Consider the following 13,448-nt stretch of genomic DNA (forward strand, 5'->3'; position numbering starts at 1 on the left):
TTGACAACCATGTATAGACTTAATGTCACTTACTAGGTTGTCAATTTTTTCTAACTCATCTTCTTTAGAAGGAAGTGTACTTAGAATATAATATCTTTGAATAGGTGTATTGTTGAATTTCTTGTAAGCATCTTCAACCATAATATAGTTTGGTTGTATGTCAAACTTTACTTCAACAACTTCATAAAGTGATCCATCTTCGTTTTTTATAACAATATCTCCAGGATTATTACTACTTTTATCACTACTATAGTGAGAAACCAATGGTATTAATAGCTTTTTATCAAATATTTTTAATTCTTTGATCATGCATTCATAAAGACTATATAAAGCAACTACGGGCAAAATAGAAGCCGCTCTACTTTTATAACTATAATAAAAATGTTTATTTAATAGTTCTATAATTTGATCAATAGTAATTTTAGATTCAAAAGCAACAGGGTTGATTATTCCTATAGCTTTCTTTTCTTTCTCTTTTATACTTAGATAAAATACTCCTTTTAAATATTCTTTTGGATCAGCATTATTTTCTTCAACATCGTTTAAGATCAATAAAAAAGCTTCTTTAACATTCTTGTTATTTATTTTGCCTGGGAAATCTAAATTATATGGGAAGTTTTGTTCTAAACTTCTAGTATGTCAACCTATTTCTTTCATAGCTGCTAAAAATTGTTTTTGTTTCATAAAAGGATTTATATATTTTGTATCAAAACTTCTTCCACTATAACCATTTTCCATATTGGCTTGATGTAATCTAATATCTCGATTTTTATTTAAACATTTATATACTAAGCTAGTAATTAAAACAGTATAAACCCCTTTAAATGTTTCTTCTTTTTCAACAATACTTTGGATATGTTTTTTCTGTGTTTCATTTAAGTTTAAATCATCGATTGATTTAATACATAGAGATTGTTTATATATGTGTTCTAAGAATTCGTTTGTATTCATTTCATTCACCCCTTTCTTGTTTCAAAATTGGTTAATGACTTCTTTTGATATTGCTGATATCATTGGCACACAAACACTGTTTCCGATCCGTTCATAGAGTTTTGAATTTGTACCAATCTTTTTAAAATCAGACGGAAAACCCATAAACTTATAGCATTCGTTTATGGTTAATTTTCTTACTTTATTGTTATCGAATATAAAATATCGCCCACTTTGTTCTTGTGAAGCTATTCTTGGGTGTATTCCATTAGATGAGTAAATACGATTTATTTGTTTATGTACTCTAGATAAATGTTTTGTATCTTCTTTAACTCCTACTTTTCTTATTTTTTTGTTTCTGAAACCACAAAAAAAAGACCAGATTTTTGGACTTTAATATCTGATTTATTTAATAAAGTGTACTCAGCATCTTTTAAATATTCAAAATCTGCTTCTTTATCTAAAAAGCTTTTCATACTTTGAATAGAAGAAGTTTTAATTTTATCGAAATCAAAAATCTTACCTTCGTTATTTCCCACTATTATTATTCGTTCTCTATTTTGTGGAACACCAAAGTCTTTTGCATTTAAGATTTTATATTTTACAGAATACCCTAATTCATTTAATGTTTTTATCATTACAAATAAAGTATTTCCTTTATCGTGCTTTTCTAAATTTTGAACATTTTCTAATATAAATGCTTTTGGCTTTTTAGCTTTTAATATTCTACGAATATCAAAGAAAAGCGTCCCTCTAACATCATCTTCAAAACCTTTTTGTTTACCGCTGATTGAGAATGTTTGACAAGGAAATCCAGCACATAAAATATCAAAATCAGGTATATCATTTGGATTTAGAGAAGTAATATCACATTTTGAGTTATCACCAAAATTTGCTTTATACATTTCTATTGCATGTTCATCTATTTCAGAACTAAAGACGCATTTTGCACCATTGCTTTCTAAACCGAGTCTAAACCCACCAATACCAGCAAACAAATCTATAAATTTTATTTGATTAGTCATACTCTAGTTCTCCTTAATTCTATTTATATTTTTTAATAACATCTTGAACTTTAGAATCAAGAAGTGTTTGCTTTATAAATATTTTTTGGTTGTTTAAAAGCCTTGATAAAAATACTTTTATTTACAATTTATTCATTCATTGTATCAATCCGATAATTAGTAATTAGAACTTCTTTAGATATACTATTTTTATCTTTTTTGTGATAATTACTATTTGCATAACTTTTATCTAAGTAATTACAATAATATCCTTTGTTTTGTATCCAGTTATATAAAATATCGTTTCTTTTGTTCTTACTTTCTAAAACATTAGATAAAGCAAAACAAAAACCTTTTTCATTTGCTAGATCTAAAAACTTAAGTAAACTCTCTTCATCTGAATCAGTTCACATTGAATTTTCATTGTATGTTGCATTTGTAATTAAATAAGGGGGATCGCAATAAATAAAAGTATCTTGAGAAAGATCATCTAATGAAATATCTCTAAAATCCCTCTTTGAAAATTGCACATCTTTAGTTTTTAGTTTTTGTGAAAATAAGACAAGTTTGCTTCTCATCTTAGAATTAAAATCTCTTTTTCCAACAGGGAGATTAAACAAACCTTTTTTATTAAAACGGATTTGGTTATTAAAAGAAAAAACCATTAATACATATAACATCACATAATCTATTTCTTTTGCAATCAACTTAGCATTAAAATCATCTCTTAATTTAATAAATTGATCTTTGTTGTATTCAGCTAACCCCTTACTACTATTGCAATTGTAATAAGAATAACCATATAATGTTGTATTTGATAATTGATATTTATCAATAATATTATCTATTCGATTCAATAAAAGATCAGTATTAGTGTCTTTTATAAATTTAATTAAATCTATTAATTTATCGTTTAAATCATTAAAAATAACTTTTGAAGAAGTTGAATTTATTCCAACATTTCCCCCGCCAGCAAACAAATCTAAAAAACTTCCTTTTCATTAAATAATGGTTGTAGTTGTTCTAATAGTTTAAATTTGCCACCAATATAATTAAAGGGAGATGATATATTAATTCTCTTTTCTTCTTTACTAAATACTTCACACAAAAATAGTCTTTCCTTGTTGTCTTTTATATTTGATTTACCAGTTGAGAAGCTTTTATAATCTGATTCAAATATTGTTACTTTACCTTTTTTGCTAAGAATTTTGATAATATCTTCATCAGATATTTTTGCATTAGATCTATCATTTCCTTTATTTGACATATTGTTATATGAAAGTAAGATATACTTTGTATCTGCATTTTCAATAAGCTTTTGAAATGCTTCTGTAGCTGTAGACATACAATAATCACTTTTAAGTGATGATCTATCCATCTTTTTAGTAACACCAAAGACTTCAGGTTTTTCTCATCGAGCTACATTTTCTAATAAATGATATGCATCACAATATTGTCTTGAATTATAAGGAGGATCTAAGTACAACAAATCCCCTTTTATGTTTTTAATTAGTTTGTTTGCATCCTGGTTATAACAAACATTATTAGGATTAATAGTTTTATCAGGCAATAAAACATTTAACACCAATGGTTTTTTAAAGTTAGTATCTTTTCTGTATGCGTCATAGTGTCCAACGGTATTTGCAATCTTATCCATTGCATATAAAAGTGATGTAATTAAAATTGCATACTCTTTGAAATTTATTTCATTATTTTTGTATTTCTTTTCAATATCTTCTCTTATATATCCTATTTTGCTGCAATCATTTGCAGAGAAAAAGTATCTGCAAAATTCTTTCGCATATAGTTATTTTCTTTAGTTTTTATTTGATTGTATTCATAGATAAGTTCAACTATTTTTTATCTGAATATTCTTCATATCCAAACCAGGCATAATTACAAATGTAATTACTATATAGCAAATCATTTGTAATAATTATTTTATCTTTAAAAGTATTAGAGACAGCTCCAGTTCCACTGAATATATCAATAACAACATTTACACCCTTACAATTTTTATCAACTATCTCTCTTATAAAATTAGAAAGAGAATATTTATTTCCTAAATATCTTCTGTTATTTATAAAAGATTGTTTTAATCCTAATTTGCTACAGTAACTCAAAACTACTACCCTTATTTTTCTATTACACCTTTACAAAAAATACTTTATTAATTAGTTTACTCATCATCTAACTCTTTTATATTAGTGATTAATTGATTATTAAGATAGCGTTTAAACATCTTTTTACAAGGTAAAAGCAAAACATCTATATTCTTTAAATTATTCTCATTAAAAACTAATAAATCAATATTAACATTACCTATATTTAAAACAGTATTTGCATCTATTGGCATTAAAAATGCATTATTAGTAATTGTTATATCATTTTCTTTAGCAAAATCTATGTATGCTACTTGATATAAATATTGCTTAATTACATCGTTAACTGCAGGATAGTTTTTTAATTCATTTTCATTAAGGATCAATTTATAGTATTTAGCATCATAAATAGATAATTGTTTATTATTGATAGTAATAATGTCTGGTTTAAGAGTTTTATTAGCTATATGAACTTTGTTAGATTTTATATGTTTTCAATTAGGTTTAGCTATGATCTCTGAAAGTAATAAGGATTCTTTGTTATTTTTATAATAGCTAAATTCAAAGTCTTTAATAGGTTTATTTATGCAATTATTAAATACAACTGAGCAAACATCTTCTCAAACTAAATTAAAATTATTAGTTCCAATAAATGAAATATTGTTAGAAATGTTTGCATCCGTTATTTCTTGAATACATCTTTTGATCAACATCAAAGTGTCTTGTTTATATGTTATGAATTGTGAAGATAATTCTTGGTTTAGCTTACTAATAATATATTCCTTATTACCAAAATCTTCTATTCTTTTGTTATTAAGATGAACAGGTTTTAAATCTAAAATATTTAAAACCTCTTTAATTTGATTTGTCATTATTGTTAATAAACATGAGTGTAGATTAGTGAAATAATTATCATTATTGTTTATTTGGTTTGACGTATATAAATCTAAATATATTAGATTATTTTCTAAGATATAAGCAGACTTTTGATTTATTGTTCTTTCTCAGAGAATTTCTCCATCCCCATTTTCTTCAACTATCTCCTTGTTGTTAATATACAACCCATGTTCATTATAGTTATTTAATAATTCTAAAGTAAGAGATAATAAGTTAAAGTTATTCTTTAAACCATCATCATTTATATTGATTCTTTGTTCTTTATATTTATATTTTTTAATAACTGAAATGAATTGTTTTAAAACAACAAAATTATTATCTTTATCTTCTTTATAATAATCAATATGCTTAGGATATATAATCAAGCAAGTGTTTGAGACAATAACAATCCCTACATATTTAAAAACATATAAATCATCAATATTTGGTGTGTTTAATTGTTTTCAATTATTTATTTCTAATAGTTCATCTAGTTCATTATCAGACGGGTCTGTTAATTTTCTTAGAATCTTAAAATAGATAAGAGTTTTTAATGTTTCATTTAATTGATCAGTATCCATGTTAAATAAATCTAACAGATCTTTGAAATAGAATGCATCTAGTTCGCGTAATATTTTTATGTTCATAAATTTTTGTATTTTTAAAAGCTATAAATATTTATGAATTGTTTGTATTATCAGATGTATTTAAAACATCTTTTGCTGATTGGTTATTTATCGGTTCAGAAGTTACATTTAATTTATTCTTAAAGATGCTTAGTGCATTTTGATCAAAATGCTTACATAATTCTGAATAAGTAGAGTATTTGTTTTCTGCAAACAGCGATGATCTATAAGCTTTAGCAACATCATCATATAAATACATTAAAACCTTATCTTTTATTGTTGATGTTGTTTTGTCAATATCATTTTCATCCAAAACAGATTTAGAGATGAAATAAGGACCTATCAATTTATCTTCAGAGATATTTAGTTGAGATAATTGACTATTTAACTCTTTTCTAAAGTCATCTCATAGAACCACTTCAGATGAGTTTATTTTAAATTTATATTTTTTAAAATCATCTTTATTTTGATAAGCTGCATCATTTATACCAAGATAATGAAAATCTCACCTTCTCTTAAAAGCGGTATCCATAGGCATTACATTTTGATCTGCATTATTCATTGTTGCTCAAATGTACATATTATTTGGAATTTTAATTGTTGAATAATCATCAATTGATCCGCCTAATTCTTTTTGAAGATAGTTTCTCATATCTTCAGATGTTTGGATGTGGTATTGACTTTCTCCAACACTATTTCTATCTAATAATTGAAACACATCACCAAAAACCGCTGGTACATTTGCACGGTTTATTTCTTCGATTATTAAAAGGTGTGGTGTATTCCTATTTTTGATTGCATTTACATATAATCTCATAAATGGACCAGGAACATATTTATATACAATCGATTCTTTTTTAGCTTCTTCTGTTATTAGATTGACATATTTTCTTATTGCACTTCCATGAAGTTTTTCATTAGATTCTTTACAATCGCTTCCGTCTAGTTCTTTAGTGATAAAATCATCATCACAATATAGACTAACTAAAAGTGGTAATTTTGAGATGTTTTGATCTTTTGGAAATGCATCATATAAAGTATTGTATTTCTCTTGAGTAGTTTTAGTTTTATCATTAAGAATACTGATTACTAACTTAATATTAGAATTAAGTTCATCATTACTAGTTTGCATTGCTGGTTTATATGTACCTACAAAGTTTCCGTACATATAATTAGGATGAAAAGTTGGAAGCAAGAAAACAAAGTCCGTGAAAATAACTGCCAACTCGCATTGGTGGTTATTTTTTTTTTTTTTACGAAAGGGGGTGGATTAAGAGAAATGCAAAATGCAAGTTTAAATTCATCTTGGAGAAAATCGTTCAAATCTCTAGACAATGTAAACAGCAACAGTCTTAATTTTTTTATTCAACAGCTACAGACTAAAAACGAAGACAACATTTATAACAAATACAATTACCAGGATTTTGCAAAGTTAGTTGAAATCAAACGATTATCAATCGGGGAACAGTATTATGAAATATTCCAAAAACAAAAAAGTGCTTTGTTCTTAGTTCTGATTGCATATTGACATAGCAAAACAAGATATCTAGTTAACGACTTTTTACATTACGACGATTTGATACAAAACTGGGGATTTACAAAAACAACGCTTAACAGAGCAATCAAAGTTTTAATAGAACTAGATTTACTAAACACAAATGCTTTTAGTAAGTACAAGTGCATAATGATTAAAACTCACGCTCTAGCTAGTAATTCAAAAACCTATGTTAAAGTTCAAACAATAGAAGATTTACAAATCCTTGTGGTTTATGGAATGTATGCTTTAGTGAATCAAAAACAGCTTGAGTTCGCATATAACAAAAAAATGCAACTGCAAGAAACTAAAAAAGAAAAAATCATTAAAGCATTAAACAAGTTGCAAACTAAATCAAATGAAGTAAGCACTTTATCTGAAACAGAACGAATTATTGAAAATCATTTACATATCTCAAACAATTTGATGATTGGTTCTCAGTACCAAATTCGTAAAACATTAAATCATCTTTTTGAAAACAGTTCGAAATACAAATTCTCAATACTTAGATTTTTTGATAAAGAACAACAACGATTTTATTCATTGCGGGTTCTAGTCCAAAGATTTATAGAAACACAACCATTACAAATCACTGAGCGTGAATGAGAAATCTATGAAGACGTAAAACAAAAAGCGGAAGAGCAGCTAAAATACATAATTCCAGAAAAAGAAGGAATCAAAAGTATATCTGATGTTTTAGGTTGTTATATGGCAAAGGTTGAAACAATCAACACATTAGCACATAATGCAATCAAGCGTCATAGAGAAGAACAAAACGTCCCACAAGACAATTTAGCTTGCATAAAACAAAAAAGTTCAAACTAAGTCAGTAATTTAAAACTAATTCAGAGTTATTTATTTGTCATAGCTTATTTACACACAACAAAATATATCGTATACACAATCACAGCACATTGTCATTTATAAATAACTTCATAACTAGTCTTATTTTCTGTACGCAGGGTATATACTAAAAACTTTTAAAATTTCAAATTAATTATCCTTTCTTTACTTAGAAAAATTGTTGTAGTTGTTGTTCGCTTAAATAAACCTTTCTAGAAACTGTCAACATCATTAATAAAAGTTATTTATTCTTTCATATACAAATCGTTAAAGCATAAAAAAATTAAATTTTCTATCCAATACGTAATGTATATATCTTGCATACAGAATTTAAGCTTAGTTTTCAAATTACAGTACAAAAAGAACTTTTCTCTTAATCCACCCCACCTAACAATAATCGCCAAAAGTAGTTAATGAGTTAATAACTGCATATTTTTTTAGTGCAGACAATGTTATTAGCTCATTTTTAAAGGAGTTAAAACGCCAAATTTTTAACATAAAATAATGAATATAGATTTTTGGTAGAATACCGAAAAGATATATTCATTTAATTAAAAGTTAATCACTATTCTTAGGTATATCTCAATAATAATTATTTACAAGTAGATATATATTTATTTTTAGAAATAATAGTTTTATTTACTATTCTCTTTTAGATATACCAAGTATTATTATGATTTAAGTATTAATATGATTACTTCTAGATAATCTAGATATAACTAGATATTAAATCTCTTTAGTAATAACTATTTAACACTCATTAATTAACTTTTAACTTAATAAATTAATCTAACTAAATAATCTAACAACTAACTAAATTAGATACTCCACTTGATACCCCACTTGATACCCCACTCTGTTCCCTACTGTAAGCGATATCGCTTAATAAAGCTATGCTAAGCACCAACTTAAAGGGTTAGCACCAAAACACCCTATAAACCTTTTTTGTGTGTGGAACACCGTCGAACGAACTACCACAAAGAGTAAAAGCCAGCACAGCGACCAGCACAGCACACTATCTCAGTAGAACAGCTAGATTAATTTACTACTCAAAAAATGATAGATTGATATTAATTGTTCTGTTTAAAGCAAACTAAAACCCTAAATCATTAATCGTTTTTTGATAAAAACAAGGGAAAAAGAACAAAATCAAAGAATTGCACTCTTAAAAATGCACCTTGCCCCCTTGTAAAACAAACAAAAACACACCTACAATCTCAATTTGTAGATGTGGTAGTGTAATTACATTACTTTTTATAACTTATTCGCTACAGGGGTTATTTTAATCTAATTATGAAAAATGATGGTTTTTATACACAAATACTGTTCGCTAAATACTCAATTACTCCTAAATACATCAAAGGGCAAAAGCGTTCTCACGACTTTGAATTTTACAGAAGTGGACGTTTTATTGACTACATCACAAGAGAAAATGCAGTGTATAAGCAATCAGACAAACCTTTCGATAGAGCAGCTATTAACAAGTTCTTAAGAGAGAACAATTTAACACCAAGAGATTATTTCCAAAACAATCCGCCTGAAACAAAAGGATTATCAGGACTTATGAGAGTCTTTGATAAAGAAGCTAACTATGTAGACAAAGAACAAGCTAAAAAAGAGATGGCAGAGTTAAACGACAAGCAGATTATTTGAGAAATGACAATTAATCTAGGACAGTTTGGTAAAGAAAACATTTTTTATAACAAATATGAATGAGCACAGAGCTTAAACTCAACCATACCATTCCTTTTAAGAAAGAAGAATTTAAAACCATCACAAGTTAGTGGATTTTATGCTATTCACAAGAATACAGACTATCCACATATTCATCTGTGTTTATATGAAAAAGCACCTTTAAGATTTAATAAAAAGAAAGAACCTGTTTATACACAAAAAGGGCAATTTGATAATAAAGATATTAATTACTTTAAACATATTTTTCAACAATCATTCGTCCATAGAGCAGCACTTGAAGAAATGTATGATAATCAAAAACAATTGATTGCTTTAAAGAAGAATGCTAAAAGTATGTTCCAACCTAAAGCATATAATGATATTAAAACTAATCATACTCTATTTATTCAAAGTATAGATTTTATTAGAGATGAACTTAAAGACAAAAAGAACATTTCTTACAAGAAACTAAGTGAAGAAGCACAAAAGAAAGTTAAATATATCTTTAATGAACTTGTAGCATTAAATGATGATTTAAACAAAGCTTTAAAAAAATACAGAACAAATTTAAGTGAATTTGAAACATCAAAATCTCCTGATGAATTCTTTAAACTTAAAAAAACACAATTTGTTGAAAAAGAAGAAGTTGATTTAAACCATTACTTTTATAACCAAGTTGTTAAGATGTGTTTATACAAATCAGTTAATGAACTTGTTAAGCAAACTAAAATTGATAAATCAGGAATTAATCCATCAGCTAGATTTAGAAGAAATAACAATCCTTTTGTTAAAAACAAAAACTACAAACCAAGTAGTTCTGAATACATCAAACAATTCAGACTTAATCAAGATGATTATTATGCATTTATTAAAAAGAAACAAGAAGCACTTGCTTTATTTAACAACTACATTAAATATCCATATCAACTGGATAATCAGACAGTTTATGAAGCACCTAATGTTCCTTACTATATGAAAGTGAATAAACTTAAATAATGAAAAAGAAATGATGACTAATAGCAATTAAAACATTTATCTGTTTAATCATTGCCCCTATCTTCTTTATTTTCTTACTAGCACCTTTAGCTTGGGGTATTGAAACTAAATTTAAAGTCTTTTTAGATTGAAACAAAAACGGTTCTAACTCATATTTAACATTAATTAAGCATATGTTCGATTATCCTACTAATGCAACTTACATAGTAATTGGAGTTAGTATCCTATTAGGAATAATATTATTAATTGCTTTACTTAAATTATCTAAAAGTGTTAAAGCTAAAACTTCATCTAAAAAAGATGAAAGTGTATGAACTTACAATGAGTTTACAACAGAGGGAATGAGTAGAGCAAGTTTTGTTAAAAAATTTAAAGCAAACAATAAACCTGCATTCGCTTTAGCATATCTAAAAGATAAAAAGAAATATCTACTTAACCCTAAAAATGATGTACACGCAGTTGTTTTAGGAACATCAGGTTCTGGTAAAACTGAAAAGGTTATTATCCCTAACTTGTATTACAATGCAGCATTAGATTATGAAGATAAACCTATTTTTGTAATTACAGACCCTAAGAAAGATATTTTAAGAAGAACAGGGAAACATTTAGAAGATAATGGATATGAATTAATTGTTTTCTATTTAGATAATTACAAGCAAAGTGTGAAATGAAATCCCTTAGCTAAAACCTACCAATTATTACAAAGTAATAAAGATAATCTAAACACATTTGTATTTGCTAAATTTAACGAACAAGTCAATGAATTAGTAGACGCATTTTCTTGAGCAGAGAGCAAACAAGGAGAAACAATCTGATTATCACAAGGTAAATCAATTGTCCGTCTTGTTATTAAATTCTTACTACTATATTCACTAGAGAATGAACAACTAACTTTAGATTATTTAAATATTGGTTTAGTCCAAAGCTTTTTAAATGTTGAAGCTTTTAAAAAATCAAAATGATTAAAAGTTATTGATGAAAACAAAAACAAAAATGAAGCTTGAGCAAAACTAGCAACCATTGCAGACGCATTCAAAGGAACAGCAGATGAAACCCTATCAGGATTTATTACTAATGCTTCAAATGCTATTAGTGTCTTCAATGAAGATGAAAACCTAGCTAAAATTACAAGTGGACACCAAGTTGACTTTAAGCAACTATTAACATCTAACAAACCATTTGCTATTTTCTTATGTTATCCTGACGAAAAAGATACAGCTAAAAGTTTAATCTCTATTTTAGTGCGTGATTTATACCAGCAAGCAATTGAATATGCTAATACAACTAAAAGCCAAAAGCTACCTAGACCATTACAATATATTCTAGAAGAGTTCGCAAGCTTACCTAGAATTAACAACTTTTCACATTGGTTAGCAATTTCTCGTTCTCGACGAATTTTCTTTTTAACAGTATTACAAGACTTTGAACAATTAAGCAAATATGATGTTGGTAATAAAGAAGATGAAGTTATTAAATCTCAATTTGCCCTATTATATTTCTTAGATACTAATAATGAAAACACACTTAAAAGCATTAGCAACTCACTAGGTAAAAAACAGATTGAAAAAACATCTAAATCAATTTCTAACAAATCAGTCTCATATTCAATTCACACTAATGATGAAGATGTAATGAGTGTTGCAGAACTTAGACACAAAGACCCTGATATGATGATTATTATGAGTGCAAAAACAAAACCAATCGCACTTGCTCCATCTGGTGCTTGACAATACATCAAAAATGATGATTATGATATCAATATGATAAGAAATGACGATAATGATGATATTACAACAAATCGTTTTGATACTAAAACACTTAAATTAGTTAGTTATCTACAACCAAATCAACAAGAAGAAGAAGAGCAGGAAGAGAAAAAACTAAGAAAAGAAAAAGAATTTGATATTGGAAATGCACCAGATGGATTTAGCGACACTAGATTATTAAGACTATCTAAAAAAGATGAGATTGTTAACAGCAAAATAAAAAGAGTAGCAATCAAATTTAACGAACAACCTTTAGTTAATGAATTACTAGTTTGGTATATGGAAAAAAGTCCTATAAGTGATGACGCTAGCTATTTCACTGAGAAAGTATCTATTAATAATAAATTAGATAATCAAGATAATTCATATTTATACACAGAACTAGATTTAATCAATGATGATAGTATAGTTTATTGCTTTAGTAAAGTAGATGACACAAACAACATTCTTCTATATGAATCAATCAATGCAGTCCCTAATTTTCCAAAACAAAAAAGATATCGAACAATCAGTCCTAGAAAGAATGAAAATGATACTAATCCAGATGATACAAACAAAAGTACAGGATTTAGTGAAGAAAAACTAGATTTAATGATTAATAATTTTTATGCTAAATACAAAAATCAAAATAATACATAATCAAGGTACTTAAATAAGTACTTAGGTATGAATTTATGCTATAATATTTATAGCATTGGTAAAGAAAGGTTAACTATGACTAAGTTTAAAAAAATATTACTTAGTAGTTTACTACTAACAACAGTAATTTCAACTGCAACAATAACAGCAACATCTTGCTCTTTATTAGCAAGAAAAAATCAACCAATTCCAATCTCTCAACCTAATCCAACACCTAAGAACATCACTAACCAACAAGGTAGCAAAACTCAAACAGAGACTAAGAAAACTTATGACCCTAACTTGTTCACTTTTGACAAAATTACTTTTAAAATAGCTAAAGAAGATAATGACAAAGACCTTAAAGAACAAAAGTTTTTAGATGAGATTAAAGAAGAGAATCAATTAGAGAAATATGTTCCTAAAAAAGATGATTTCTATTACAAAAAGATTGGTTTTGGACCAAGGGAATGATTTTG

At 26.8% G+C, this 13,448-nt stretch carries 11 protein-coding genes; 4 read left to right on the plus strand and 7 right to left on the minus strand.

Features of this window, described 5'->3' with window-relative positions:
* The 7 genes from UDIV_RS04290 to UDIV_RS02120 form a co-directional block, all read right to left on the minus strand.
* On the minus strand, window positions 1-1,314 hold a 1,314-nt coding region (locus UDIV_RS04290; protein ID WP_197021673.1), incomplete at its 3' end, for a DNA cytosine methyltransferase.
* Entirely contained in the window at window positions 1,275-1,955 is a 681-nt protein-coding gene (locus UDIV_RS04540) for a DNA cytosine methyltransferase (RefSeq protein ID WP_051749452.1), read from the minus strand. The genes UDIV_RS04290 and UDIV_RS04540, both read right to left, overlap by 40 nt.
* Before the next feature lie 128 nt (window positions 1,956-2,083).
* Window positions 2,084-2,914, minus strand: a complete 831-nt coding sequence (locus UDIV_RS04545; protein ID WP_197021671.1) for a DNA adenine methylase — start codon at window positions 2,912-2,914, stop codon at window positions 2,084-2,086.
* A gap of 2 nt (window positions 2,915-2,916) precedes the next feature.
* Window positions 2,917-3,687 carry a DNA adenine methylase gene (locus tag UDIV_RS04550; protein WP_197021674.1) on the minus strand — a complete coding sequence of 257 codons (771 nt, stop codon included), beginning with the start codon at window positions 3,685-3,687 and terminating at the stop codon, window positions 2,917-2,919.
* Window positions 3,688-3,787: 100 nt separating this feature from the next.
* On the minus strand, window positions 3,788-4,057 hold the full coding sequence (locus UDIV_RS04750; protein WP_197021672.1) for a DNA adenine methylase: 270 nt from the start codon (window positions 4,055-4,057) through the stop codon (window positions 3,788-3,790).
* A 56-nt stretch (window positions 4,058-4,113) separates the two neighbouring features.
* Window positions 4,114-5,559 (minus strand): LlaJI family restriction endonuclease, encoded by a 1,446-nt coding sequence (locus UDIV_RS02115; RefSeq protein ID WP_081847813.1) that lies wholly within the window; start codon window positions 5,557-5,559, stop codon window positions 4,114-4,116.
* 31 nt (window positions 5,560-5,590) lie between these two features.
* The gene (locus tag UDIV_RS02120; protein WP_156021867.1) at window positions 5,591-6,706 is read right to left on the minus strand and encodes an AAA family ATPase; all 1,116 of its coding nucleotides are present in this window, start codon (window positions 6,704-6,706) and stop codon (window positions 5,591-5,593) included.
* Window positions 6,707-6,817: 111 nt separating this feature from the next.
* Between UDIV_RS02120 and UDIV_RS02125 the strand changes: the two genes are divergently transcribed.
* The 4 genes from UDIV_RS02125 to UDIV_RS02140 all read left to right on the plus strand — a co-directional run.
* Window positions 6,818-7,897 carry a hypothetical protein gene (locus UDIV_RS02125; RefSeq protein ID WP_156021868.1) on the plus strand — a complete coding sequence of 360 codons (1,080 nt, stop codon included), beginning with the start codon at window positions 6,818-6,820 and terminating at the stop codon, window positions 7,895-7,897.
* Between the two features lie 1,311 nt (window positions 7,898-9,208).
* The gene (locus UDIV_RS02130) at window positions 9,209-10,585 is read left to right on the plus strand and encodes a hypothetical protein (protein WP_038102673.1); all 1,377 of its coding nucleotides are present in this window, start codon (window positions 9,209-9,211) and stop codon (window positions 10,583-10,585) included.
* Window positions 10,585-12,990 carry a type IV secretory system conjugative DNA transfer family protein gene (locus tag UDIV_RS04220; protein WP_051749455.1) on the plus strand — a complete coding sequence of 802 codons (2,406 nt, stop codon included), beginning with the start codon at window positions 10,585-10,587 and terminating at the stop codon, window positions 12,988-12,990. Before UDIV_RS02130 ends, UDIV_RS04220 begins: the two co-directional genes overlap by 1 nt.
* Before the next feature lie 75 nt (window positions 12,991-13,065).
* On the plus strand, window positions 13,066-13,448 hold a 383-nt coding region (locus UDIV_RS02140; protein ID WP_038102679.1), incomplete at its 3' end, for a hypothetical protein.

It is taken from the genome of Ureaplasma diversum NCTC 246, from assembly GCF_000731915.1.
Lineage (GTDB): Bacteria > Bacillota_I > Bacilli_A > Mycoplasmatales > Mycoplasmoidaceae > Ureaplasma > Ureaplasma diversum.